We start from the raw sequence: 24,600 nt of genomic DNA on the forward strand, positions 1-24,600 counted from the left end.
TTGCATATCCAGGAGTGGCTCGAGACCGTCCCGGCGGTCAGCATCTACCTCCTGGTGGGGGTGGTCATCGGACTCGAGAGCCTGGGCATTCCGCTGCCCGGCGAGATCATCCTCGTGAGCTCGGCGCTGCTCGCCTCCCAGCACGGCGAGGTCGACCCCGTGGTCCTCGGCACGTGCGCCACCGCAGGCGCCATCATCGGCGACTCGATCGGCTACGCCATCGGCCGGCGCGGCGGCCGTCCCCTGCTGGCCCGGCTGGGACGAAGGTTCCCCAAGCACTTCAGCGAAGCCAACATCGCCATGGCGGAGCGCTCCTTCGAGCGGTGGGGCATGTGGGCGGTGTTCTTCGGCCGCTTCGTCGCCCTCCTGCGGATCTTCGCCGGCCCGCTCGCCGGGGTGCTTCGCATGCCCTACTGGAAGTTCCTCATCGCCAACGTCTTCGGCGGGATCCTGTGGGCCGGCGGCACGACCGCCGTCATCTACTACGTCGGCATCGTCGCCGAGGCCTGGCTCAAGCGCTTCTCCTGGCTGGGCCTGGTCGCGGCGGTGCTCGTCGGGCTCACCTCGATGCTGATCCTCAAGCGCCGCGCGAGCAAGGCCGCGGCCGCGTCCGGTGCGGAGACGAAGAGCACCTCCGACAAAGCGTCGGAGCGGGTGCCGGTCTCCGACTGAGCCGGGTACGGCCGGCCGGCCCCGGGGTCCGAGCCAGGCCTGCTGTGAGGTGCTGCCGCTCGTACGGAACCCGAAGGCAGCCTGCTCGACACCTGCCCCGGTCACCGTCCACCGCTCCTCCGCCCGGACGGTGCGGGCCTGCCCGCGCGTGAGCCCTGGGGGAGCACGACCGAAGGCTTCGCCTGTCGGCGGAGCGCGTCACCCGGGCCCACGTCGCCCGGCACACCGCAGGGAGCCCGGCAGATGCCCACCTCTTCCCGTCGTGTCGATCGCGGACCCGACGGCCGTGTCGACCACGGACCCGACGGCCGTGTCGACCTGGAACTCGTGGAGGCGGCGGCCCGCGTCGCGCGCACGCGCTGCCGGGGCGACAACCACACGATGGCGGCCGCCGCCCGCTCCCGGGACGGTCGGATCGTCACCGCGGTGAACGCGTACCACTTCACCGGAGGTCCCTGCGCCGAGCTGGTCCTCATCGGCACCGCCGCTGCCCAGGGCATCCACGAACTGGACACGGTCGTCGCCGTCGGAGACCGCGACCGGGGGGTGGTTCCGCCGTGCGGCCGGTGCCGTCAGGTCCTCCTCGACTATTTCCCGGGCCTTGAGGTCATCGTCGCCACAGCCGACGGCCTGCGGAGCGTATCCGTCACCGACCTGCTGCCCGTGGGCTACGTCTGGGCAGACCATCAGCTCGGCGCCGGGCAGGACGTGCCGCCAGGGGCGGGCTGACGCCGCCCGGGGCAGGCGCGGGCCCGTTCAGTGCCGACGGTCGCCGTCGCCGAGGAGTGCCGTGACGGCACGTCCGAAGACCACTCGGGCCACGGCCGTGACCAGGGGGTCGGCCGCACGCGGAACGGCACGCAGCCGGAGCTCCTCGCGCCAGACCAGGACGGCGCGCCGAGCCTCGGCGGCCGCCTCGGTGTCCTCGCCGACCTCGAACTCGGCCCAGCCCGTCACCGCCCGGCCGCGCTTCTCCACCCGGCAGCGGCCCGGCCCGCCGGGGGTCGGCGGTTCCCAGCGGACGACCTCCATCGGGTCGTCGAAACCCAGCCGTCCCCATCCCTGACGGACGACGAAGACCGTGCCGACGGAGGTCGGCGGCGGCGTGGTGACCGCGACCCGGGCCAGCGGGACCGTGCCCGAGTGCCGCTCCCAATCGGTGACGCGGTGCCAGGTCTCCTCGACGGAGTACGGCGAGCGGCGGCGGATCACGAAGAAGGCCATCGGCTGATCGTAGGGGTCACCGCGGCCGTCACGGGTCCGGCGCTCCGGCCCGTCACGGGTCCGGCGCTCCGGCCCGGCCGGCTGGGCGCCGCCCGTCAGTCCTCGCCGAGCGATGCCACCGCGGCCCGGTGGTGCTTGGCCAGCTCGACGTACATCACCGCGTTCAGCTTGATGCCCTCGCGCTCCTCGTCCGTCAGTTGCCGCCGGACCTTCGCGGGCACCCCGGCGACCAGCGAACCGGGCGGGACCTGCATGCCCTGCGGCACCAGTGCCTGCGCCGCGACGAGGGAACCGGCACCGATGACCGCGCCGTTGAGGATCGTGGCACCCATGCCGATGAGGCAGTCGTCCTCGACCGTGCAGCCGTGCACCACGGCGTTGTGGCCGATCGACACCCGCTCGCCGACGGACACGGGGAACCCGGGGTCGACGTGGAGCGTGCACTGGTCCTGGATGTTGCTGTCCGCGCCGATCGAGATCGGCCCGCAGTCGGCGCGCAGCACCGCGTGGTACCAGACGCTCGATCCCGCAGCCATCGTGACCTCCCCGGTCACGACGGACATCGGTGCGGTGAACGCCTCCGTGTCGATCCGCGGCTCCTTGCCGCCGACACCCATCACCAGTGCCCGGTCCGCCATCGTCATCTCGATCTCCTCCGTCCGCCCGTTCGCGCAGAGGAACGGTAGTCACCCCCGTACCAACTGTGCGCGCCGGGGCGTGATCACGGGCGTGTGCCCGGGCCGGGCCGGCCGAGTCCACGGGCTGAGCCCAAGATCACAGGTCCCGGCTCTCCGCCTCCCGTCTACGGATGAGTAACGTGGCCGGGTGCCCAGGATCCGAATCCTTCCCCCCAAGCTGACCGCCTGGCGGCGCCGTGTCGCCACGGGCGCCGTCCTCCGCGGCTGGAAGTGGATCCAGGAGGCCGGCACGGTCAGCGCCGAGCGCCCCGGGCCCCTGCGGTTCCGGCGGATCGGTGCCGGCACCCGCCTCGCGTTCCCCCAGGGAACGGTCTTCGGAGAGCGGTGGATCGAGCTGGGCGAATGCTGCATCATCGCCGAACAGGTCACCCTCACCGCCGGCATGATGCCGGGCCTCGACCTCGGCTCCGATCCCGTCGTGCGGCTCGGTGACGGTGTCGTGCTGGGCCGGGGCAGCCACGTCGTCGCGGACGGCCCGATCACGATCCACAACGACGTGTTCTGCGGCCCGTACGTCTACATCACGTCCACCAACCACAGCTACGACGACCCGGAGGAGCCCGTCGGCCGGCAGTGGCCGCGCTCGGCCCCCGTGGAGATCGGCCCGGGCTGCTGGATAGGCACCGGGGCGGTGATCCTGCCGGGCGCACGGCTCGGGCGGAACGTCGTCGTCGCGGCCGGCGCCGTCGTCCGGGGCGAAGTGCCCGATCACGCGGTGGTCGCGGGGGCGCCGGCCCGTGTCGTGCGGCGCTGGCAGCCGGAGACCGGCTGGCAGCCGCCGCTGCGGACGCCCGCGCCGGTCCCCCTTCCCGACGGCGTCACCACCGAGCAGCTGCTCGCCGTCGCGGCGCTGGAGCGGGAGCTCGAACACGACCTGGGCGAGCTGGAGCGCAGGCTCGGGCGCGAGGCCTGACGCCGTCAGCCACTGGCCAGCAGCACCGTGCCGACCAGCGCCAGGCCCGCACCCGCGGCCTGGACACCGCGCAGCCGCTCCTTCAGCACGCCCCGCGCCGCGAGCGCCGTGACCACCGGATAGAGCGAGGCGAGGACGGCGGCGACCGTGACGGGTCCGTGCTGGGCCGCTATCGCGTAGGTGCCGTTGGCCGCGACATCGGCGAGCCCCACGAAGGCCAGAGCCGGCAAGGCGGCCGACAGCAGGCGTGCTCCTCCGTCCGCGGGGAGTGCCCTGGCTCCCCGGCGGACCGACGCGTACAACGCGGCCCCGCCGACCGCGACGTTGGTGACCCGCTGGACGAACAGCGCCAGGAACAGCCCGGTGACCGTCGTGGAAGCCTCCGCGATCAGGGTCATCACGGCGCCGAAACCGAATGCGGCGAGCACGGTCAGCAGGATCGCCTGCCGTCGCACCGGGGCCCCGCGCAGCTCCGGGCCGCCGGCGAGCATCACCCCGGTCACCGCCACCGCGATCCCCGCGAACTGGAGGACCCCCGGCCGCTCGCCGAGCATCAGCCCGGCCCCGACCGGAACGGCGACGCCGATGGACCCGAGCGGTGACACCACGCCCATCGGACCGAGGGCGAGCGCCTGGTAGAAGGCGAGCATGGCGACCGGGCCCACGACTCCCGCGGCCACGGCGAACCACAGCTGCGGGCCCGCCTCGGCGAAGCCGCCGGTGGCGGCCACGACGGCGCCGAGCACCAGCACGGCGATCGTCTGGGACGCGACGACGACCGTCAGGGCGGGCATCCGTCGGGTGAGCAGACCACCGCCGAAGTCGGCCAGCCCCCAGAGAAGGCTGGTTGCCAGGGCGAACAGCGCCGTCATTCCGGTCCTCGCAGTACAGTGCAGTGAACGTTGGGTACAGCCCACCGTAGTTCAGTAAACTGAACCCTGTCATTCAAAATAATGGACGGAATGTGTCGGATCTCGATCTGCTCGCCCAGTCCCTGGCGCGCAACGTCAAGCGCTGGCGCGGTGAGCGCGGCTTCACCCTCGAAGCGCTCGCCACCCGGGCGGGCGTCAGCCGCGGCATGCTCATCCAGATCGAGCAGGCCCGCACCAACCCCAGCCTCGGCACCGTCGTCAAGATCGGTGACGCACTCGGCGTGAGCATCACCACGCTGCTGGACTTCGAGGCCGGCCCGCAGGTCCGCGTGGTGCCCCCCTCGCAGGCCGTCCGCATGTGGTCCACCGAAGCGGGAAGCCACAGCCTGCTCCTCGCCGGCACCGAGGCCCCGGGACCGCTGGAGCTCTGGCACTGGCGGCTGATGCCCGGCGAGGGCAGCTCCTCGGACCCGCATCCCGCGGGCACCGCCGAGCTCATCCATGTCACGGCGGGCGAGCTCACCCTCGTCGTCGACGGCAACGAGCACCGCGTCCCGGCCGGCTCCTCGGCCTCCTTCGCCGCCGGCGCCGCGCACACCTACCGCAACGACGGGACGGAACCGGCCGAGTTCACCCTCGCCATCTCCGTGCCGGCCGTCCGCTGACCCGGGCCGACCCCGGGCTTCATTCCGCCTCCGGTCAGCCGGGACTGCTCGCCGGCCTCCACCACCCGCGGAAACGGGATGCCCCGGTCCGGACGTGCAGCGGACCGGGCGGCCGCCGAGACCGCCGCCCCCGCCGAGACCGCCGCCCCCGCCTCACACGACTGTCAGCGTGCCCGTATGCGCGCACCCATCGGAGACTTCACCGACGCCCGGCCCGCCCGCCGGTGCCTCGACGAGCTCGTCGCCCCCGTCGCCGGAGCGGTCCGCTCCTGGCGGGGCGAGGTGCCCGCCGAGCAGCTCGTCTACTTGGACACCGACCCGGCGATCGCCGACACCGCGGTCTTCGTCGAGCACCACGGCCGGCAGCTCCTCGACCACTCCGCCAACTGCGTGGTCGTCGCGGGCAAACGAGGCGGCGGCACCGCGCTCGCCGCATGCCTGGTCCTGGCCGGCAACCGGGTCGACGTCAACGGCACCGTCCGCGCCCGGCTCGGCGCACGCAGGGCCTCGTTCGCGCCGATGGGCACCGCGACCGGCGAGACCGGCATGGAGTACGGCGGCATCACCCCGATCGGGCTCCCCGCGCACGGGCCACTGCTGGTCGACTCCGCCGTGGTCGACACCGAGTGGGTACTCGTCGGCAGCGGCCGTCGCCGCGGCAAACCGATCCTCCCCGGCAGGGCCTTCGCCGACCTGCCCGGCGCCGTGGTGGTGGACGGCCTCGGCACCTGATCCCGGGAAGGCGCCGCGGGTATCGCAGGACTCGATCCCGGCAGCTTCTGTCCCGCCTCGTGCCGAGAAGCTCCTCAGGCGTGTGGCACCACCGCGACGGGGCAGGCGGCATGGTGCAGGGCGGCATGTGCCACCGAGCCGATGCGCGTACCGACGGGGGAGCGGCGTACCCGGCGGCCCAGCACGAGCAGCTGGGCCTGCGAGGCGGCTGACAGCAACACCTGCCCTGCGCTGCCGATTTCGACGTGCGGGATCACCGGCACGCCGGGGAACCTCTTCCGCCAGGGAGCGAGCGCCTGCTCCAGCGCCTTCCTCTCGAACGGTTCCAGTCCTCCCGCCTCGTCGGCCAGGCGCATCGACCCCGGGCTGTAGGCAAAGACGGGCGGCAGACTCCAGGCCCGCACCGCTCGAACGGCGGCGCCTCTCGCGGCAGCGGCCTCGAAGGCGAACTCCAGGACGGCGTCACTGTCCTCGGCCTCACCCTGCTGGCCCACGACGACCTCGCCGGCTTCCGGCTCGTGTGTCTGCCGGTCGAGGGCCCGGACCGACACCACCGGGCACGTCGCGCTCGCGATCACCTGCTGGCCGTATGAGCCGAGCAGGAAACCGAGGAGGGCGCCGTGACCTCGCGAGCCGAGCACCAGCATCTCGGACCGCTCGGCCTCGGTGAGCAGGGCGGATACCGGTGTGTCGGGCACCACCTCGGCGCTGACGGCCAGGTCCGGGTACCGGCCGGACACGCGGGTCTCGGCTTCCCGGAGCACGGCGTCGGCCGACTGGGCCTGTGTCTCCCTGTCCTGGACGATCGGTACGTCCAGGGGCTGCCAGAGCCAGGCATGGACGATACGGAGCGGCAGCCCACGGAGCTCGGCTTCGCGGGCTGCCCAGTCGGCGGCGGCCAGGCTCTCGGGGGATCCGTCCACTCCTACAGCGACAGGGCGAGTCATGTCATGGCCTCCGCACAGGGTCGGGTGGGCACGACCGCTGCGGCCGTCCCTCTGTCCTTCGATCTTCACGCAGCCGGTGGCTGCTCGACGAGGGCCGGTCGGCCCGACACGTGGGGCCGACCGGCCGCGTAGCACGACTGGCAGCACCGGCCGACCGGGGTCGGCCCCTGCCTGAATCCCGGGGCGGATCGGAAGAGCCCCTCCGCGGATCGCACACGCCGTCTGCGGGCCCATCGTCCCCAGGCAGGGGCCTGCCGCTCCTCCGCACATGCCACCGGGCGGCCACCGTGGAAGACGTGGGCTGGTCCCCTTCTTCCTTTGGAACAAGGACGAGGAACGCCACACCCGGTGGGGCGATCCGGCGACAGCACGCTGACGGGGGGAGCGGACCCCGGGAATCACGAAACGGTGTCCGCAGCGTCGTCACCCCGTCGGACGTCGGGCTCGCCGCGCGCGGATCGGCACCCACATCGGTGCCGTCACCCATGGGGTTCTGCGCCACTCCGTGGCCCCCGTCGCGGTCGTACCGCACGACTGACGAACCGCTCCCGGCCCCGGAATGCCGTCCCGGACGGCACACGGTACCCACGGAAGAGAAAGGCAACCTGTCATGGTCACCTATGTGTACGACTTCGCCGAGGGCGCCGGGACAAGGTCGATCTGCTCGGGGGCAAGGGCGCGAACCTCGCGGAAATGGCGCGCATCGAGAGCGGATCGCTGCCCGGCGAGTCAGTCCGGCTCCAGGTAGGACGGGCGGAAGACCGGAACCTGGCCGGTGCCGTACGGGCGCACGGCCGCCAGCGCCTGGAAGACAGCGGCTTCCAAGGAGCCGCTGGTGTCCACTGTGAGGGCCTGCTCCCACGGCGGCTCCTTCTCCGCCATGGCAGTGGCCACGTCCAGGCCGGCGTCGGACGGTCCGAGGGCACGGGTGGTCAGGCGGGATGCCGAGAGATCGGCCGGAACCTGGCAGTGCAGTGCCACCAGGTCGGAGCTGGTGCGCTCGGCCATGCGTTGGGCCGCTTCGCGTTGCCCCGCATCGGACCAGGTGGCGTCCAGGACGACGGATTCCCCGGAGGACAGCAGTGTGGATGCGCGGTCGAGAAGGGTCGCGTAGGTCCTGGCGGTCCACTCGGGCGTGTACAGGCCCTCGCCGTAGGCGGCGGCAGCAGGCTGGTCCGCTGGGATGCCCGCCAGTTCTTTGCGCAGGCGGTCGCTGCTGAGCAGCGTGACACCCAGGCGATCGGCCAGCGCGCCGGAGAGCGTCGACTTCCCGCTACCCGGGAGCCCGCCGACAAGGGTCAGGCCGACGGCGGAGGTACGCAGGTGGCGCAGGGTTGTGGTGGTCAGTCGCCGTGCGGCGGGGTCCGCGCCGGGCGCGCCTTGGCGGGCTTGGATCAGGGCGACCTTGGCACGGACGAAAGCGCGGTAGGCGACGTAGTGGTGCCACAGGGAGGGCGGCGCGTGGTCGCCGGAGTACTCGCTGTACTGGGCGAGGAAAAGCGCCGCGGCCTCCGGGGCACCGAGCTGTTCCAGATCCATGGCGAGGAAGGCGGCGTCGTCCAAGCCGTCGACATAGCGGAGGTGGTCGTCGAACTCCAGGCAATCCAGGACACGCGGGCCGTCGTCGAGGCAGAAGATGTCGTCGGCGAGCAGGTCTCCGTGGCCGTCCACCATCCGGCCTTGTTCGATGCGCAGGGCGAACAACTTGTCGCGGCCGACGAGATAGCGGCGTACGAGCTGCTCGATCTCCTCCACGCCCTCGGGCACAGGGCCGTTGCCGGTCAGCGCGCGGACCTGGGCGAAGCTCGCTTCCCAGCGCGACAACAGGGCGTCCCGGCTGCCCTGTTGGTCCACCTCTCGGCTGCGGAGGGCATCCGCGTGACGGGCGGCGAGCTGCCGGGCGACGGCCCTGAGGGCGTCGTCGACGGCGGCGCCTTCCCGCACCAGCAGGGAGAGCCGGCGGTCAGTCGGCATGCGGCGCATCACGACGAGCGGTTCCGGCGCCTCCGCGTTCGGATCGCGGATCTCCCCCACACCCAGATAGACGTCGGGGGCGAAGCGGCGGTTGAGGGCGACCTCCCGCTCGCACGCGGCCCGCCGAGCGGCCACGGTGGTGTAGTCCAGGAACTCCAGATCGACCGGTTTCTTGAGCTTGTAGGCGCGGTCACGGACGAAGAACACGATCGCGGTGTGGGTCTCGCGCACCTCTGCACGCGGAAGCGGCGGAGCGTCGTAGCCCGTGCCGGACCGGAGCGCGGACGCGTCGGCCGGCTGTGCCGCAATCGTCGGCTCTGTGCCGTGGTTCGCGTCAGTCATGGGGGACGACGGCGACCGGACAACGTGCGTGGTGGATGGCGGCTTCGGCTACGGGGCCCAGGCGTGGTGCCAAGGGGGGACGGTGCTTGCGTCGGCCGACGACCAGCAGCCCGGCGCTCTCGGCGTCGCGTACGACGGCCCTGGCCGGGCTGTCGAGCTGGATCACGTCGATTACCTCCGCCCCGGAGAACTTCTCGCGCCAGGGGCGGAGGGCTTGGCCCAAGTGCTTCTGCGCGTCCTGTGCGATCTCTTGCTTGACGTCAGGGTCTACGCCCCAGGTGTACGCATGGACCGGCACGCTTCGGCCATGGACGGCTCGAAGAGGCACGCCTCGCGCCGCGGCGGTGGCGAAGGCGAATTCGAGCAGGTCGTCGCACGGGCCATGGAGCTTCAGTGCCACCACGACGGCACCTGCCGCACCTGGAACGGGCGGACGCCCTCCTTCGCGCTCCTCGGCACGTACAAGGACCACTGGCCGCTCGGCCCGTCCCACCACAGACATGCTGATGTCGCCGAGGAAGTAGCTCTCGACGGGCCTCAGCCCCCGCGAACCGAGGACGGTCATCTCGGACTCCGACGCCGCTTGCAGGAGAGCGTCCTCGGCATCCTCGGCGACCAGGTCGCCGACAACTGTGAGGCCCGGATGGCGTGCCTGGAGCTCCGCCCGCGCATTGTGCACAATCCGCTTCGCCCAGTAGTTCTGATCCACTTCCGCAGGCAGGTGGGCCGGTTCCGGAACCAGCATGGGCCACGCATGCAGCAGGCGCAGCGTGAGCTTGCGCCGCTCGGCCTCGTCGGCGGCCCAATGGGCGGCGGCAAGGCTCTCCGGCGAGCCGTCGAGACCCACGGTGATCACTGCCTCCATGGCGACTGCCTCCGTCTCGTAAGAAGCTGGAATGACGGTGAACGGTGCATGAGTCCGCGTGCCGTGGCCTGCGTCGGCACGCCGAGTACAGCTCCTTCTGATTCGAGGAGTACCCCAAAGCGTCCGGCTGCGCATGCGGACCGCGCTGTGGCAGGGCTCGGAGAGGTGCGGGGCAGGTGGTGAGGGCGGTGGCGATTCCCCTGGTGGTCGGCATCGACGGGTCCGAGGCGAGCCTGGAGGCGGTGGAGTGGGCCGCCGACGAAGCCGCCCGCCATGAGGTGCCGCTCCACCTCGTCCACGCGGTCGCGCCGGACCACGACGCGGGCGATCTGATCGCCGCTGCCTCGGAACGGGCCGGGAAGAGTGCTCCTACGCTGCGGCCGTCGAGCGAGGTTTCGCATGAGGACGCGGCGTCCCGTCGTGGTCGTTCCGCAGATATGACGGTCGACGGCCGGGGAACGGAGTCCGTCAGCACGTGGAGTCCGGGTGGCCGCCCACCGGGGACCTTCGGCCCAGTGACGGTGGGCCGTGGCTGTTCGACCGTGGTGGGGAACTGACCAGCGACAGCTGGAGGAACAAGCCATGAGTGCACAAGGTTCGCCGCACGCATCAAGCCCTCACCCCTCGGCCCGGAGACACTCGTCCAAGGGGGCAAACCCCCTGAGGCGTACGTCCGACAGGGTCGAATCCTGGTTCTTCCGCTTCCTGATGCTCGTGCTCGTCCTCGGACTGCCGGCGGCCTCAGCGAGTGCCGGGCTGGCGTCGTACGAGTCCTCGATGCGCATCGTGCAGGCCCAGTCGGCGGAACGGCAGGAGATCACCGCTCGGGTGCTCGGGCCCGCTGAGGGAGATCCGGCCCGGGACGTCGTGCAGCGGGCACGGGTCAGCTGGACCGGGGCCGATGGCAAGGAGAGGTCCGGGATCGCGCGGGTGGAGGCGGGAACGCGCGAGGGCGCTGCCGTACACGTGTGGGTGGACCGTGCGGGGACTATGAGGACTCCGCCGATGACCATGGCCAATGCGACGGCCACGGGTTGGCTGGCGGGTGGGATGACGGCGGTGGCGGTGGGGATGGGGGTCTTCGCCGCGAGGGCGGGGATGCGCCTGGTGCTGGACCGTAGGAGGTACGCGCAGTGGGACGCAGAGTGGGACCTGGTTGAGCCCGGCTGGTCCGCACGCTTCCACCAGTGACAGGCCGGAGGGCCGTACTGGCACCGAGGAGGTGAGGTGATGTCCGATGCGATGACCACCGATCTGTACGAGGTGACGATGGCGATGTCGTATCTGCAGGAGGGGATGACCGCTCCGGCGACGTTCAGTCTCTTCGTCCGCAACCTGCCGCGCGACCGCGGCTTTCTGGTCGCCGCGGGACTGGAGTCGGCACTGGATTTCCTGTCCGGTCTCCGTGTCGGTTCCGAGGACGTCGATGCCTTCGCAGCTGCGCTGCACCGGCCGCGGCGGGATCTGGAGCCGCTGCTCGGCCTGGAGTTCAGCGGCCAGGTACGGGCGGTGCCGGAGGGGCGGATCGTGCTCGCGGGAGAGCCGCTGCTGGAGGTGACCGCTCCGCTTCCACAGGCACAGTTGGCCGAAACATACGTGCTCAACCAGCTCAGCCATCAGACGATGATCGCCTCCAAGGCCGCACGGTGCGTGCTCGCCGCGGCCGGGCACCCGGTCGTGGACTTCTCCCTGCGGCGCACCCATGGCCCCGAGGCCGGATTCCAGACGGCCCGGCTGGGCGCCATGGTGGGCTTCGCAGGGACCAGCAACGTGGCGGCGGCCACGGCCGAAAGCATCCCCGCGGTCGGCACCATGGCCCACTCGTTCGTCGAGGCGTTCCCGACGGAGGAGGAGGCGTTCCGCACCTTCGCTCGCTCCCACCCCGGTCCGGTGACGTTGCTGGTGGACACTTACGACACCGAGCGGGGTGTCCACGTCGCGGCACGCGTGCTGAGGGACCTGGACCGCGGGCCCGGCTCGGCCATCCGGCTGGACAGCGGCGACCTCGGAGCCCTGGCGGTACGGGCACGCGCCATCCTCGACGCCGCCGGGCTGTCGGACGTACGGATCGTCGCCAGCGGAAGTCTCGACGAATACGCCGTGGACGAACTGGTCCGTTCCGGTACGCCGATCGACACCTACGCCGTCGGTACGCGCGTCGGGGTCTCGGCCGACGCCCCGTATCTGGACTCGGCGTACAAGATGGTGGAATACGACGGCCGCCCGGTGATGAAGCTCTCTGCTGCGAAGGTGACGGCACCTGGCCCGAAGCAGGTATTCCGTCGCGCCGGCTACGCCGACATCATCGGCCTCGCCGACGAGCAGCCGCCTGAGGGCGCGCGGCCGTTGCTGGAGACGGTGATGCAGAAGGGGCAGCGCACCAGAGCGAGGCTCACGCTCGGCGGATGCCGGGAGAGGTTCGCAACCGATCTGGCCGAACTGCCGCCGAAGGCCCGGCTGATCCGAGCCCCGGTGGCGCCGTCTGCGACGGTCTCCGAGCGACTGGGCGCACTGGCCGACCAAGTCCGGCGTCGTATCGAGGAGGAGACGCTGGTCTCCGCCACACGGCCCCGGAGCCGGGCACGAAGCACCGGGCCGAGCATGTGACAGGCGGCCGCGGCCCAATGACCGACGAACCCGAAGCGGGTCCGTCGCAGCAGTGGGCACTCCCTCCAGCAGCAGGGGCCACTCCCTCTATGGGATCCGTTCCGCGAACTTGAGGATCTGCGCAGCCGGATGGACGAGAACGCCAAGCCGCACCGCATCGAGATCACCGGGTGACTGTCGTCCTGTCCGGGAAGGGCCCACGATCCCGCCGTAGGCCCGTGGGCTCTTCCCGGTACTGGAATCATGTGCCTGTCGCGGAACTCCTGGCATCGTCACTCCGGTACCCGATGTGTTCCGTGACAGAGACCACGCCGTCCACGCTCCGGCACAGCCGTTCGATGATGGGGATCAGGCTCTTGTACTCGACGGACCCGCCGAGGGTGATCTGCCCCTCGCGCACTTCGACGGTCACCTCCGAGGGAGCGAGGCCCATCGTCTGCTGCAGCACATCCCGGATGACCTCCTCGCGGATGGCGTCGTCACGGCGCAGGAAGATCCGCAGCAGGTCGCTGCGGCTGACGATGCCTTGCAGCTTGTCCGTCTCGTCCACCACGGGCAGCCGCTTGACGCCATGGACCTCCATCAGGCGGGCCGCCTCCACCACGGTCCACTCCGGACGTGCGCACACGGCAGGGGCCGACATCAGTTCCTCTGCCCTGGCTCCCTCGGCCTTGGCCCGCTCCCACGCCTCCAGACGCGGAATCGGCGTCCTGCCGGACAGGTCGGCCTGGTCCGCGGACTTGCGCAGCAGGTCGGCCTCGGACACGACACCCATGGGGCGGTCGTGCTCGTCCACCACGGGTACGGCGGTGACGTCATTGTCCGCCAGCAGCTTGACGATCTCCTTGAACGGCAGGTCACGCCGCGCCCGGACAACCTGTCGGGTCATGAGCTCTGCGACCGTTCGGTGGTGCATGTCGCCTTCCCCTTCGAGGCCCGTGACAGCCAGTTGTGGTCACGTGTCGAGCGTGTCGGGAACCAGTGGCCCAGGGGTGACCAGCCGAGGCCCAGGGGCTATTGGTCCCGAGACCGGTCTGGTCGACCCCCCGGGGCAGGGCTTGCCGGCCCGTGCGGCGGCACGCCGTGCGTGGCACGTTGGGTACAGCAGCATTCTGAGGAAGCGGTGGCGATCGTGCGAGCTCACCTTGGCGATCAACTCGTCATCGAAAGCCAGAAGACCGGCGCTACCAGGCGCGACGGCGAGATTGTCGGACTGCACCATGCGGATGGAACGCCTCCCGGCGGTCTGCGCTGGTCGGACACGGACGAGGTGACGCCGGTGTTCCCCGGGCCCGACGCGCAGGTCCGTCACGTGGAGCACGAGCCTGGGACGCAGATCGTGCTGCGCCTCGGAAACGGCACCGATGACCCGCCCGCCGCCCTCGGGGCGCCCTGACCTCCACCGCTCCATGGTCCGAACGATCTCTTCGGAGGGCCTGTCGCGCCCGACGGCCACCACCGGCCGGGTCTCACATCGCTCAAGATGCGCGGAGTCTCAAGCACCTCGGACCTCCTCCTGCGGGGTAGCGCGCCGAAGTGACCGTGCCCTCTGATCACGGTGATCTTTCCCAATGCATCCTGTCGCGCTCGGCGTCGTCGGGAACGATGGCAGTCTTCTTCCGGGCGGGGCGCGAGCCGGAGTCGTCCATGCGGTAGGTCAGCTTGTCGATGACGGAGATCACGCCGTCCACCTCCTGCGCCAGCCGCACCGCGACCTGTATGTCGCTGAACCGCTCCAACCGTCCTTCGAGAGTGACCACACCGTCGATCACATGCACCTGGACCGAGTCCGGGGACAGCCACAGCGTCTGATCCAGGATCTCGTCGACGATCTCCCGGCGGATGTCAGGGTCCGGCCGCAGGAAGACCTGCAGCAAGTCGCGGCGGGTCACGATGCCCACCAAGCGGTCCTCCTCATCGACCACGGGCAGCCGCTCGACGCGATGCTCCGCCATGGTGCGGGCGGCCACGGCGATGGTGTCGCCGGCCTTGACGGTGATCGCGGGGTGCGACATCAGCTCCCGGGCGCTCATCGCCTTTGCCTCGGCTTCTGTGCCGCTTGCGGTGTCGTCGCCGCCCGCCGGCGACGATCGCCAGGCCGGCCGTGCGCCGCGGATGGCTCCCGGCTCGGGTGGAACGCCCGCCTGCCGGAGTATGAGGTCGCTTTCGGATATGACACCGAGCACCTTGTCATCGGTGTCGACCACCGGCAGACCGCTGATCCCGTGCAGGGCGAGCAGTTTGGCGACCTCCTTGAACGGGGTCTGCGGAATCACCGAGACGACGTCGTTCACCATCAGGCTGCCGATCTTGCTGTGCTTCATGGCTGGCTTCCTCTCGCAGGTGTGGACCGCCGTGGTCGTGCTCTCGGCTTCAGCCTCTGGCGGGAAGGCGGCCGGCTCCAGGGCCTTAAGGGGCACGGAGGTGGGCCGACCGGCCGTATGACTCGACCATCGCTGCAAACCGGCGCGGTGCAACCGGGCCGAAGGCCCCGGGTCCGGGGCGGTTCGCATGTCGCGATGGCTCCAGGGCGGTGCGACGGTATTCACAGAGGCTTGTAATGTCCGGAAAGAAGGCGGTGGGGACGATGGAGCTCCCGCCCGCACCGTGTGCCCTCCTGGCCGAGCTGCCGCACAACCGGCTCCGGCCGACCTCGAGCGCACCCCGACAACCCTGCGACGCCGCTGAACCGACAAGACCCGCGCCTGGTCGGGGGCGGAGTCCGCGCCGGCCCTGGACGTCCGACGGACTGTCCCCGCCGTCTTTCAGCAGCAGCGTTCGACGTGGCACACCGGTCGTCGAGGACGACTGGACGCGGCGGAATCAAGATGCGGTCCTGCCGGTGGAGAGGGAGCGCGGCGGCGCCTCGGCGCTGCACGAAGTGACGGCGCCCGGATACGCACCGGCTGTGACTGATCGGTCCGGCCGCCGCCGTGGCGGCTCACGCCGCCGTGCGGGCGATGAGGAAGTCGGTGCAGCTGGAGAGCGTGGTGAGCTGTGGCGTGTCCTCGTCCTCGATGCGGATCCCGGTCCGTTCACCGACGGTCTCGACAAAGCTCAGGAAGTCCAGCGAGTCCATCTCCAGAGCGTCGCGGAACGAGTCGTCAGGCCCCAGAGCGGCGAAGTCGGCGTCGGGGATGACGCTGGCGATCGATTCCTTGACCACATCCAGTGCTTCGGCTCGGTTCACAGCTGCTCCGGGTTCTGCAACAGGCGGTCCACGGCTGTCAGATAGCGAGCTCCGACAGCGCCGTCCGTCGCTCGGTGGTCGGCGGACAGGGTGGCCGTGACCACAGGCCGGACGCCGAGCAGGCCGTCGACAGCGCACGGCCGGTCGACGACCCGTCCGAAGCCGACCAGGGCCACTTGGGGCGGGTAGATCACGCCGAACACGGTCTCCACACCCTGATCGCCGAGGTTGGTGACCGTGATCGTGGATTCGGAGACTTCGGATCCACGCAGTCGACCCGTGCGGGCGCGGGCGACCACGTCTTTCAGACCGGCCATCAGCTGCGGGAGTCGGAGAGCGTCGGCGTCGTGCAGGGCGGGGGCGACGAGCCCACCGCCGCGCAGCGATATCGCCACGCCGAGGTGTACGCCGCCGCCCGGGACGAATTGGTCGTCGGTCCAGAAGCCGTTGAGTTCGGGCACCTCCCGGGCCGCGCGGGCCGCGGCCTTGAGCAGGAGGGCTGCGGGAAGCAGCCGTTCGCCGACCGGACTGTGCCGGTTGTGCTCGTGCAGCCAGTCCATCGCGGCGGCCATGTCGACGGTTGCGGACAGGTAGTAGTGCGGGATGTCGCGGTTGGCACGTGTCATCAGTGCGGCGATCGTCTGGCGCATCGCGGCTGCGCGGTCCTCGGGGAGACGTGCCCGGGCGGCGTTGCGGCCCGCGGGTGGGGCTGCGGTTGCCGGCCCCGGGGCTGCTTGGCGCACGTCTGCGGCACGCACGGCGCCGTCGGTGCCCGTCCCGGCCACAGCGGCCAGATCGACGTCCAGTTCGGCGGCGAGCCGTCGGGCCAGCGGAGTCGCCCGTATCCGTGCCGGCCGCGGCGCAGCCCCGGCGGCGTGCTCGATGTCGCTCCGGGTGACACGCCCTCCGGGCCCGGATCCATGGAGGGCTTCCAGGTCGACGCCGCTGCGCTCCGCGAGGTGCCGGAGCAACGGGCCGGCTTCGGTGTGCCCGTGTTCGTGGGCGGCGGCGGATGACACCGGAAGGCGGGCGGGCTCGGGCCGGGCCGGGTGCGTCGCACGCTCCCGTTCCGGCCGATGCGGGCGCTGCACCTCGGCCTTCTCGGCCTTCTCACGCTCCTCGCGTGTCGCGGATACCTCTGCGGCGGGCTCGATCAGCGCGAGCGCAGTGCCGACCGGCACCGTCGTGCCCGGCTCGACGAGCAGCCTTCCCACCGTCCCGGTCTCGAAGCACTCCACCTCGATGGTGGACTTCGCGGTCTCGACGACCGCGACGGGATCGCCCTTACGGACCCGCGCACCGGGCTGCACCAACCACTCCTGGAGCGTGCCCTCGTCCATGTCGGCGCCCAGGGACGGCATGGTGAACTCGCCCATGGTCAGTCCACCGCCCGGTGCGCCGCTGCCACGATGTCGGCGGTCTGCGGCAAGGCCGCATCCTCGAGCCGCCTGGCGTACGGAATGGGCACCTCTGCGCTGCACACCCGCTCCACGGGGGCGTCCAGTTCGTAGAACGAACCCTCGGAGATGCGGGCGGACACCTCTGCGGCCAGACTGCCGGTGCGCCATGCCTCGTCGATGACCACTGCTCGGTGCGTACGGGCCACCGAGGCGGCGATGGCCGCGTCGTCGAGGGGCCGGAGGGATCGGAGGTCGAGTACCTCGGCGTCGATGCCATCGGCGGCCAGCTCGTCCGCCGCGTCGAGGGCCTTGGTCAGCGAACCGCCGTACGTGATCAGGGAGATGTCGGTGCCGGGACGGCGGACCGTGGCGTGGTCCAGGTCCACGGCGGTGGCCGGGGGGACATCACCGGAGGCGTTGTAGAGGCTGCCGTGCTCGAAGATCAGCACCGGGTCGGGGTCGGCCAGCGCCGCGGCCAGCATGTTGCGGGCGTCATCGATGGTGGCCGGAGCCACCACACGGATGCCGGGGATGTGGGCGTACCAGCCCTCCAGGCTGTGCGAGTGCTGTGCGGCGAGCTGCCGTCCCGCGCCGGTCGTCATACGGATCACCAGCGGTACCGGCAGCTGACCGCCCGACATGTGCAGTAGCGTGGCCGCGTTGTTGAGGATCTGGTCGAGGGCGAGCAGGCTGAAGTTCACGGTCATGATTTCGACGATCGGCCGCAATCCGGCCAGCGCCGCGCCGATGCCCGCACCCACGAATGCGGATTCCGAGAGCGGGGTGTCGCGGATCCGCTCCGGTCCGAACTCCTCCAGCAGGCCGAGGCTGACGCCGAAGCACCCGCCGTACCGGCCCACGTCTTCGCCCATGAGGAAGACGCGGTCGTCGGAGCTCAGGGCTTCTCGCAGAGCCTCCCGCAGGGCCTCTCGGTAGGTCGTCTTGAGTTCCTGGGGCTGCCCGCCTGCGCCCATGGTCAGCTCACCTCCGTCGGCGTACTGCTGACATGGCGCAGCAGGTCCTCGACCGGCTCCTCGGGCGCCTGCTCGGCCGCTTCGACGGCGCGGTCGAGCTCGTCGGTGACCTGCTGCTCCAGCCGGGTGAGCTCCTCGTCGCTCAGCCGGCCCTGCTCGCGCGTGCGGTCGATGAGCCGGGTGATCGGGTCCCGGGCTTTCCACTGCCCGACCTCCGCCTTGTCCCGGTAGCGGTCCGGGTCGTACATGGAGTGGGCGCGGAAGCGGTACGTGCGCAGCTCCAGGAAGTGCGGTCCGGTGCCGGCCCGGATGCCCTCGGCGGCCCGGCGGGCGGCCTGCTCGACGGCTTCGACGTCCATGCCGTCCACGGCCCAGGCGGGCATTCCGTAGGAGGCGGCACGCATCGCCAGATCGGTCTGCGCGTGCTCCCGGGAGAGCGAGGTGCCCATGGCGTAGAGGTTGTTCTCGCAGGCGAGCAGCAGTGGCAGATTCCACAGGGCGGCGAGGTTCGCCGTCTCGTGGAACTCCCCCTCGGCGAAGGCCCCGTCGCCGAAGAAGCAGCACGTGACACGGGGCAGTCCGCGCATCCGGTCGGCGAGCGCGAGCCCCGCGGCCAGAGGGAGCCCGCCGGCGACGATCGCGCTGCCGCCGTAGAAGCGGCGGCTCGCGTCGAACAGGTGCATGGATCCGCCCCGCCCTCCGCTGCAGCCGGTCGTCTTGCCGTACATCTCGGCCATGACTGCCTCGGCGGTGATGCCCCGGGCCAGCGCGTGGCCGTGTTCGCGGTAGGTGGAGACGACGGCGTCCTCGGGGTTCAGCGCCTCGTTGACACCGACGGCGACGGCCTCCTCGCCGATGTAGAGGTGGACGAAGCCGCGGATCTTCGCGGCGCTGTACAGCTCGACGCATCGCTCCTCGAAACGCCGGATGCGCAGCATCGCCTCGAGCAGATCCATCCTGTGCTCGGCGGCCGCCCGGTCGGCAGGAAATCCGCTTCGTGCGCTCGGCCTGTCCGTCGCGGCCTTCCTCACAGGCTTCGACGTCGCGGAGGTCTTCCGGGTGCGGCTGCCGCGGGCCGAGGTCATGCGGATCCCTCCAAGGTCGACAAGTCACCGGTGGGCAAGCCGAGTTCACGCGCACGGAGCAGCCGGCGCATGACCTTGCCGCTACGGGTCCTGGGCAGGTTCTGGTCGAAGGCGATCTCCCGAGGCGCGACAGCGGGGCCGAGCCTGCGCCGGGAGAAGGCCAGCAGTTCCCGTTCCAGATCGGGGCTCGGCGCGATGCCGGGGCGCAGCGACACGAACGCCTTGACGATGTTGCCGGCGACAGGGTCCGGTCGGCCGATCACTCCGGCCTCCGCGACCGATGAGTGCTCCATCAGTGCGCTCTCCACCTCGAACGGCCCGATCAGATGTCCCGCCGATTTGATGACGTCGTCGGCGCGCCCCACGAACCAGTACCAGCCGTCGGCGTCCCGCCGGGCCAGGTCGCCGGTCAGATACCAGCCGTCGGCGAACGCGGCCTCGTAGCGTTCCCTGTCGTGCAGATAGCCGCGGAACATTGACGGCCAGCCGGGCCGCAACGCCAACTCACCCTCGACGCCGGGGCTGTCGACCACCGTCACCCGGCCGTCGGTGATGAGCGCCCGACCGTCTTCGCCTCGCTCCAGCACGGCTGCCTCGACACCCGGCAGCGGACGTCCCATCGAACCCGGCCGGATGTCGCATGCCGCGAAGTTCGCGATCATGATGCAGCCGGTCTCGGTCTGCCACCAGTTGTCATGCACCGGAAGACCCAGCACGTCCCGGCCCCACACCACTGCCTCAGGATTGAGGGGCTCGCCGACCGAGGCTATGAAGCGCAGCTCGGACAGGTCGTACGAGCGCGGCAGGTCGTACGGACCCTCCCGGGGAGTGGAGCGCATCAGCATCCTCAGGGCCGTGGGCGCGGTGTACCAGACACTGACCCGCTGCTCGCAGAGAATCCGGTACCAGCGCCGGGCGTCGTAGTCGCCTTCGTCGGCAACAACCGTCACTCCGTGGACGAGCGGGGCGATGATTCCGTACGACATGCCCGTGACCCAGCCGGGGTCGGCGGTGCACCAGTACACGTCATCGGGATGCAGATCGAGCGCGTAAGCGGCCGTTGCGTAGTGGGCCACCACCGCCTCGTGGACATGGATCGCACCCTTGGGAGCGCCCGTGGTTCCGCTCGTGAAGTGCAGCAGAGCCATGTCGTCGGGCGACGTCGGCGGGATGGTGAACGCGTCGGGTGCGGCGGACATCAGCTCGTCGAAGGAGACCGTGCCAGGCAGTTCCTCCGCCCCGGTCCCTACGATGAGTACATGTTCGAGCGCGGGCAGCGACGACCGTCGCTCCGCCACTTTCCGTCGGTACAGGGGGGCGGTGGTGACCAGGAGCCGGGCATCGCCGAGCCGCAGCCGCTGCTCGACCGGGTCTGGGCCGAACGCGGAGAAGAGCGGGCACAGCACGCTGGTGTTCTTCAGCGTGCCCAGCACCGCCGTGTACAGCTCGGGACAACGGCCGAGCAGGGTGAACACGCGGTCGCCATGGCCGACGCCGGACGATCGCAGGACGTTTGCGAAGCGGGCCGTACGGCGGGCCAGCTCGGCGTAGGTGACGGTCGAGACGGCGTTGTCGCGGGCGATGCACCGCAGCGCGACCCTGTCTCCACGGCCCGCGCCGACATGCCGGTCGACCGCCTCGTGCGCGATGTTCAGCCCGCCACCGGGCAGACCAGCCAGCTCGTTGCGCGCCTGCGACCAGGTGAAACCAGAGCGAGCCTGCTCATAGTCGGCGAGATTCGGCGCGGCGCCCGGCACAGTGCCCTTGTGGATCGTCTCCCAGCGCATGGGCGCTCCTCCCGACGCCTGCTCCTGCCTCCAGAGTCGCCGAGCCAGAACCGGGCCGCACGGTGAGGGTCCGGTACTGATCGGAGGCCACCGGAACCGCACGCATCCAGGACCGTTCGTGGAGCCGGGGGCCGCCTGCTTCTCGCGGACCCGGTTGCACGGTGCGCTGTTTCGCTCCGCCGTGTCTCTGGTGGCCCTCGGCTCATTTCCACGGCACCACAGCCCCGTCGGGCGAGGCGCAGGGCCGACCGGTCCAGGCCGAGGGGGCCGACAGGGTCTCTCGTCTGGATCAGGCCGGATCAGGGAACGGGTTCTGGTGCCAGGCGTCGCGAGGCGTGGGGGAAATCGACGCGGAGCGTCGGTGACCGACGACAATGCAGCGAGATGCGGTGCCGGAACCGCGGGCCCGGCAGGATCCGAACGAAGCCCCGGCCCCGTGCGGACCGCGACGCCGTCCCTGCACCTCGGCCCGGGCGACGAATGTCGCCTACAGCCAATGCCGCTGACTCAACAGGCTCGCGGTTCGCTGACCTGCAACGATGTTCCGATCGGCATGCCCTGGAAGCCCGCGAGGTCAGTGGTACTGCGCCCACGGCCGGTGTCCCGACGGCTGCTCGCCACGGATCGGTGACGGGCCGGGCAGCCGCCAGGGAGGGACCTTCGGCCCTCTGCAAGGACTCGCCGGGGAGACGAGTCTGGGAAGTACGCACGAGGAGAGAACGCCTCGTCGGATCCCCGCGGGCCCCGCAGAGATGAGCCCCCTACGGGTCGGCCCGCACATCCCACTGTCGCGGAGGTTGATGATGACGACGGGGAACAGCGGACACGGACACGTGCCTCAGACCACGGATGAGCGCCTGCGCCGGCTGGAATCGCAGGTGGAGACGCTCGCCGGAGCCATCAGGGCGCTTGCCGAAGGCCTTGAACAGAATCCGTCACAGGATACGGAGCAGGAGGAGCAAGCGGCGCGTGGCGCTCGCATGGCCCATGAGCTGCTGCTGTCGCAAGGGCTGTAGCAGCGCAGCGCCCACGTGGCCGGTGATCACCCGGTGCCGTGATGAGCCGTGGATGCGGCCTCGACGCCCCGAGGGGCTGTCAGTATGCAAATTCAGTACATGATGAATGCACCGCCGGCTTGTGTGTCCAAGGAGGAGTCGCTCGAGAACGCCGCACGCCACATGGCCGGTGCAGGCGTCGGAGCCCTCCCCGTGGTCGACGGTGACCGGGTGATCGGCGTCGTCACCGATCGGGATCTGGTGGTTCGTGCGATGGCCCGGGGCCTGTCACCGCGGACCCCGGTGAAGGAGGTCATGTCCACTGACCCAGTGACCGTAGAGGCAGATACCGCCGTAGCGGTCGCCATCCTCCTCATGAGGTCCGTCCAGGTGCGTCACCTTCCCGTGGTGGCCGAGGGACGCCTCATCGGAATGATCGCCTTTGACGACCTGTTCTGGCAGCTCACGCAGGAACTGTCAGATCTGGCTGCTGTGGTCGACGCCGCCCGGAAGGTGCCGCAGGTCTTCCACGGCACGGAGAAGGCTCCGCTGCTCGACGGCTGATACGTCGGTCCTCCCGGGGTGATACGCCGTCAGAGGGTCAGCGTTCGGCCGTCGTCGGGAAACACCGAGGGCGCGCACGCATCCGCAGTGAGAAGGGAATCCGCTGGGACGGCGGACCCGCTCTTGCCGCGTGAGGGGCTTCCGCTCACAGCGCACACGAGGCGCTTTCCGGAAGTGGTGGTCGAGACTTTGCCATCGTGGCCAGGCCGTAGCGCGGTACTGGATCAGCGTCGCAGCCACTCGTCGAGAAGCGTGGCCTCAGCTTTGCTGAGACCGGGCAGTTCGGGCAGGACGGTGCGGAAGGCCGCAACGACGGCCGCCGGGTCCTGTGCGGAGACGGCGGGCTCATCTGTGAGGATGGCGCGAGCGATCGCGTCGAAGGCGGCATCGGCCAGGTGCGGGTCGCTTTGCTCTGGTGGCAGGGTCAGCAGGGTGTGGACGGTCCCGACCCCCGCCGAGCGGATGAGGTTGACGGCGTGTTCCTCGCTCACCCGAAGCCGCCCGGCGGCCGCGATTCTGTGCACACGCTCGGCAAGGATCAGTACACCCTTGACCTGTGCCGGGGTGTCGCGTGCGCGGGCCGGGTCGAGCAACAGGCCGTAGACGTACGGGTTGGCCAGGCCGAAGCTGATCTGCATGTTCCATCCGGCGCGGAGGTCTTCTACAGGGTCGTCCGAGGGCGCGGTGGTCTGCTTGCTCGCCACGTGTTCGGCGAAGACATGCTCCGCGGCGGCATCCAGCAGGTCGTCCTTGCCCTGGAAGAAGCGGTAGATGGCAGGAGGCTGCAGTCCGGCCTCGTGGGTCACGCGACGCGTGGTCACCGCGGTCGGCCCCTGGTCGCGCAGCAGGTCGGCCGCAGCCTTCACGATGCGGTCCCGAGTGGTGTCCCGTCGCTGCGTGTTCGGTGCCATGGAAACGATGGTATCGCCCGCGCGTGACAGGTGATGCTATCGCTGATACTGCCAACTCTCTGCTGTACCACCTGCCCGAAGGTGTCGGCACTGGTCGACCACCCCCGCATGGACACATGCGGTTGCATCCAACGGAATTATCGGTGTTACCGTAATTTTCGTTCCGCTGGAAACGTCATCGGATGGGAGCCACCAATGCTGATCGTCACCGGAGCCACCGGTCGCCTCGGGTCACTGATCATCAACCGCCTGCTGGAGCGGGTACCGGCCGACAGGATCGGCGTCAGTGTGCGCGACGTGAGCAAGGCCGCCGACCTCGCCGAGCGCGGCGTCCGAGTCCGAGCGGGCGACTTCACCGAACCCGACAGCCTGAAGGACGCCTTCGAAGGTGCCGAGCGCGTCCTGGTCGTCTCCGCGGCCATCCGAGGCGGCGGCGCGTTCACCGCCAACAGGGCCGCCATCGACGCAGCGCGGGAAGCGGGCGCCCGGCGCATCCTGTACACGAGCCACCAGGCTGCCTCTCCCGCGTCGCTCTTCCCTCCGCAGAAGGTCCACGCGGCCACCGAGGAGCACCTCAAGCGGCAAGCAGTCCCCTACACCGCCCTTCGCAACGGGTTCTACACCTCCACCTTGCGCTGCCACATAGGCGCGGCGCTGGAGACCGGCACGCTCGCCGTGCCGCAGGACGGCCCGGTGTCCTGGACGGCCCACGAGGACCTGGCAGAAGCCGCGGCCCTCGCTCTGACCGAAGACGGAGCACTCGAAGGGATCACACCGCCGCTGACGGCCTTCCATGCGCTGGACTTCGCCGACGTCGCCCAAATCCTCAGCCGCATCACCGGCCGGACGGTCACCCGAGTCGTCATGGACGACAACGAGTGGATATCCGCAGCAGTCGCCGGCGGGATGCCGCAGTCGGCGGCCGAGTTCTCCTTGACGATGTTCGCCGCATCGCGCAATGGCGAGTTCAATGCCACCGCCCCCACACTGGAAGCCACCATCGGCCACCCCGCGAAGACCGTCCACGAGGTCTTGGAGGCCGTCGTACGTTCCTGGTGAACAGCCCTCGGCCCTGGCGGGTCGACACCTCCGCGCCGCGACCCGCCAGGACCGGCGACGGCGGTCGCATCCACCCGGCCGCCGACCGCCGTGAAGGCCCGCAAGGGACAGACGGGCCGGGCGA

25 protein-coding genes and 1 pseudogene are annotated in these 24,600 nt (G+C 70.5%); 12 read left to right on the forward strand and 14 right to left on the reverse strand.

Going from position 1 to position 24,600, the window contains the following annotated elements; genetic code table 11:
• Nucleotides 1–672, forward strand: coding sequence for a DedA family protein (locus ACZ4Z5_RS13010; RefSeq protein ID WP_468260923.1), 672 nt, complete (start codon nucleotides 1–3; stop codon nucleotides 670–672).
• Between the two features lie 243 nt (nucleotides 673–915).
• A complete protein-coding gene (locus ACZ4Z5_RS13015; RefSeq protein ID WP_468260926.1) occupies nucleotides 916–1,401 on the forward strand; it encodes a cytidine/deoxycytidylate deaminase family protein in 486 nt (161 codons plus the stop codon).
• 27 nt (nucleotides 1,402–1,428) lie between these two features.
• Here ACZ4Z5_RS13015 and ACZ4Z5_RS13020 read toward each other — a convergent pair whose 3' ends face one another.
• Together ACZ4Z5_RS13020 and ACZ4Z5_RS13025 are read right to left on the reverse strand one after the other, a co-directional pair.
• Complete coding sequence (locus tag ACZ4Z5_RS13020) at nucleotides 1,429–1,896, reverse strand: SRPBCC family protein (RefSeq protein ID WP_468260928.1); 468 nt, start codon at nucleotides 1,894–1,896, stop codon at nucleotides 1,429–1,431.
• A 95-nt stretch (nucleotides 1,897–1,991) separates the two neighbouring features.
• Nucleotides 1,992–2,534 carry a gamma carbonic anhydrase family protein gene (locus tag ACZ4Z5_RS13025; protein ID WP_468261488.1) on the reverse strand — a complete coding sequence of 181 codons (543 nt, stop codon included), beginning with the start codon at nucleotides 2,532–2,534 and terminating at the stop codon, nucleotides 1,992–1,994.
• Between the two features lie 187 nt (nucleotides 2,535–2,721).
• Here ACZ4Z5_RS13025 and ACZ4Z5_RS13030 point away from each other — a divergent pair, with 187 nt between their 5' ends.
• Complete coding sequence (locus ACZ4Z5_RS13030) at nucleotides 2,722–3,507, forward strand: acyltransferase (RefSeq protein ID WP_468260931.1); 786 nt, start codon at nucleotides 2,722–2,724, stop codon at nucleotides 3,505–3,507.
• Nucleotides 3,508–3,512: 5 nt separating this feature from the next.
• Here the strand turns inward: ACZ4Z5_RS13030 and ACZ4Z5_RS13035 are convergent, their stop codons facing one another.
• On the reverse strand, nucleotides 3,513–4,379 hold the full coding sequence (locus ACZ4Z5_RS13035; protein ID WP_468260934.1) for an EamA family transporter: 867 nt from the start codon (nucleotides 4,377–4,379) through the stop codon (nucleotides 3,513–3,515).
• Between the two features lie 92 nt (nucleotides 4,380–4,471).
• Between ACZ4Z5_RS13035 and ACZ4Z5_RS13040 the strand changes: the two genes are divergently transcribed.
• Both ACZ4Z5_RS13040 and ACZ4Z5_RS13045 read left to right on the forward strand, forming a co-directional pair.
• Nucleotides 4,472–5,044, forward strand: a complete 573-nt coding sequence (locus ACZ4Z5_RS13040) for a helix-turn-helix domain-containing protein (RefSeq protein WP_468260937.1) — start codon at nucleotides 4,472–4,474, stop codon at nucleotides 5,042–5,044.
• Between the two features lie 177 nt (nucleotides 5,045–5,221).
• A complete protein-coding gene (locus ACZ4Z5_RS13045) occupies nucleotides 5,222–5,776 on the forward strand; it encodes a YbaK/EbsC family protein (RefSeq protein ID WP_468260940.1) in 555 nt (184 codons plus the stop codon).
• 74 nt (nucleotides 5,777–5,850) lie between these two features.
• Here ACZ4Z5_RS13045 and ACZ4Z5_RS13050 read toward each other — a convergent pair whose 3' ends face one another.
• From ACZ4Z5_RS13050 to ACZ4Z5_RS13060, 3 genes are all read right to left on the reverse strand, one after another.
• Entirely contained in the window at nucleotides 5,851–6,723 is an 873-nt protein-coding gene (locus ACZ4Z5_RS13050) for a universal stress protein (RefSeq protein ID WP_468260944.1), read from the reverse strand.
• 729 nt (nucleotides 6,724–7,452) lie between these two features.
• Nucleotides 7,453–8,928 (reverse strand): bifunctional aminoglycoside phosphotransferase/ATP-binding protein, encoded by a 1,476-nt coding sequence (locus tag ACZ4Z5_RS13055; protein ID WP_468261491.1) that lies wholly within the window; start codon nucleotides 8,926–8,928, stop codon nucleotides 7,453–7,455.
• A 103-nt stretch (nucleotides 8,929–9,031) separates the two neighbouring features.
• Complete coding sequence (locus ACZ4Z5_RS13060) at nucleotides 9,032–9,904, reverse strand: universal stress protein (RefSeq protein WP_468260947.1); 873 nt, start codon at nucleotides 9,902–9,904, stop codon at nucleotides 9,032–9,034.
• Nucleotides 9,905–10,092: 188 nt separating this feature from the next.
• Between ACZ4Z5_RS13060 and ACZ4Z5_RS13065 the strand changes: the two genes are divergently transcribed.
• Genes ACZ4Z5_RS13065 through ACZ4Z5_RS13075 form a run of 3 tightly spaced genes read left to right on the forward strand, consistent with a single transcriptional unit; the run spans nucleotide 10,093 to nucleotide 12,511 of the window.
• Nucleotides 10,093–10,461 carry a universal stress protein gene (locus tag ACZ4Z5_RS13065; protein WP_468260949.1) on the forward strand — a complete coding sequence of 123 codons (369 nt, stop codon included), beginning with the start codon at nucleotides 10,093–10,095 and terminating at the stop codon, nucleotides 10,459–10,461.
• Between the two features lie 25 nt (nucleotides 10,462–10,486).
• Nucleotides 10,487–11,095 carry an Rv1733c family protein gene (locus ACZ4Z5_RS13070; RefSeq protein WP_468260952.1) on the forward strand — a complete coding sequence of 203 codons (609 nt, stop codon included), beginning with the start codon at nucleotides 10,487–10,489 and terminating at the stop codon, nucleotides 11,093–11,095.
• 39 nt (nucleotides 11,096–11,134) lie between these two features.
• The gene (locus tag ACZ4Z5_RS13075) at nucleotides 11,135–12,511 is read left to right on the forward strand and encodes a nicotinate phosphoribosyltransferase (RefSeq protein WP_468260955.1); all 1,377 of its coding nucleotides are present in this window, start codon (nucleotides 11,135–11,137) and stop codon (nucleotides 12,509–12,511) included.
• A 241-nt stretch (nucleotides 12,512–12,752) separates the two neighbouring features.
• Here ACZ4Z5_RS13075 and ACZ4Z5_RS13080 read toward each other — a convergent pair whose 3' ends face one another.
• Nucleotides 12,753–13,427, reverse strand: coding sequence for a CBS domain-containing protein (locus ACZ4Z5_RS13080; RefSeq protein ID WP_468260958.1), 675 nt, complete (start codon nucleotides 13,425–13,427; stop codon nucleotides 12,753–12,755).
• Nucleotides 13,428–13,643: 216 nt separating this feature from the next.
• Here ACZ4Z5_RS13080 and ACZ4Z5_RS13085 point away from each other — a divergent pair.
• Nucleotides 13,644–13,844: pseudogene (locus tag ACZ4Z5_RS13085) on the forward strand (DUF1918 domain-containing protein); the annotation flags it as partial.
• 220 nt (nucleotides 13,845–14,064) lie between these two features.
• On the opposite strand, the gene ACZ4Z5_RS13090 reads toward ACZ4Z5_RS13085, so the two are convergent.
• The 6 genes from ACZ4Z5_RS13090 to acsA all read right to left on the reverse strand — a co-directional run bounded on the left by ACZ4Z5_RS13090 (nucleotide 14,065) and on the right by acsA (nucleotide 20,947).
• Nucleotides 14,065–15,060, reverse strand: coding sequence for a CBS domain-containing protein (locus ACZ4Z5_RS13090; protein WP_468260961.1), 996 nt, complete (start codon nucleotides 15,058–15,060; stop codon nucleotides 14,065–14,067).
• Between the two features lie 392 nt (nucleotides 15,061–15,452).
• Nucleotides 15,453–15,701, reverse strand: coding sequence for an acyl carrier protein (locus tag ACZ4Z5_RS13095; protein WP_468260964.1), 249 nt, complete (start codon nucleotides 15,699–15,701; stop codon nucleotides 15,453–15,455).
• A complete protein-coding gene (locus ACZ4Z5_RS13100; RefSeq protein ID WP_468260967.1) occupies nucleotides 15,698–17,077 on the reverse strand; it encodes a 2-oxo acid dehydrogenase subunit E2 in 1,380 nt (459 codons plus the stop codon). The genes ACZ4Z5_RS13095 and ACZ4Z5_RS13100 overlap by 4 nt, the downstream gene beginning before the upstream one ends.
• Nucleotides 17,078–17,079: 2 nt before the next feature.
• On the reverse strand, nucleotides 17,080–18,075 hold the full coding sequence (locus ACZ4Z5_RS13105) for an alpha-ketoacid dehydrogenase subunit beta (protein WP_468260970.1): 996 nt from the start codon (nucleotides 18,073–18,075) through the stop codon (nucleotides 17,080–17,082).
• Between the two features lie 2 nt (nucleotides 18,076–18,077).
• Complete coding sequence (gene pdhA / locus ACZ4Z5_RS13110; protein WP_468260973.1) at nucleotides 18,078–19,031, reverse strand: pyruvate dehydrogenase (acetyl-transferring) E1 component subunit alpha; 954 nt, start codon at nucleotides 19,029–19,031, stop codon at nucleotides 18,078–18,080.
• A 125-nt stretch (nucleotides 19,032–19,156) separates the two neighbouring features.
• The gene (acsA, locus tag ACZ4Z5_RS13115; RefSeq protein WP_468260976.1) at nucleotides 19,157–20,947 is read right to left on the reverse strand and encodes an acetate--CoA ligase; all 1,791 of its coding nucleotides are present in this window, start codon (nucleotides 20,945–20,947) and stop codon (nucleotides 19,157–19,159) included.
• Nucleotides 20,948–21,780: 833 nt separating this feature from the next.
• On the opposite strand from acsA, the gene ACZ4Z5_RS13120 reads away from it, so the two are divergent.
• Both ACZ4Z5_RS13120 and ACZ4Z5_RS13125 read left to right on the forward strand, forming a co-directional pair.
• Nucleotides 21,781–21,963: a hypothetical protein gene (locus ACZ4Z5_RS13120; protein WP_468260979.1), complete on the forward strand. Its 183-nt coding sequence runs from the start codon at nucleotides 21,781–21,783 to the stop codon at nucleotides 21,961–21,963.
• A gap of 99 nt (nucleotides 21,964–22,062) precedes the next feature.
• A complete protein-coding gene (locus ACZ4Z5_RS13125; RefSeq protein ID WP_468260982.1) occupies nucleotides 22,063–22,506 on the forward strand; it encodes a CBS domain-containing protein in 444 nt (147 codons plus the stop codon).
• A gap of 224 nt (nucleotides 22,507–22,730) precedes the next feature.
• Here ACZ4Z5_RS13125 and ACZ4Z5_RS13130 read toward each other — a convergent pair whose 3' ends face one another.
• Nucleotides 22,731–23,417: a TetR/AcrR family transcriptional regulator gene (locus ACZ4Z5_RS13130; RefSeq protein ID WP_468260985.1), complete on the reverse strand. Its 687-nt coding sequence runs from the start codon at nucleotides 23,415–23,417 to the stop codon at nucleotides 22,731–22,733.
• Between the two features lie 195 nt (nucleotides 23,418–23,612).
• On the opposite strand from ACZ4Z5_RS13130, the gene ACZ4Z5_RS13135 reads away from it, so the two are divergent.
• Nucleotides 23,613–24,476, forward strand: coding sequence for an NAD(P)H-binding protein (locus tag ACZ4Z5_RS13135; RefSeq protein ID WP_468260988.1), 864 nt, complete (start codon nucleotides 23,613–23,615; stop codon nucleotides 24,474–24,476).
• The last annotated feature ends 124 nt before the right edge of the window (nucleotides 24,477–24,600 follow it).

The organism is Streptomyces sp. NPDC030222 (assembly GCF_055573115.1).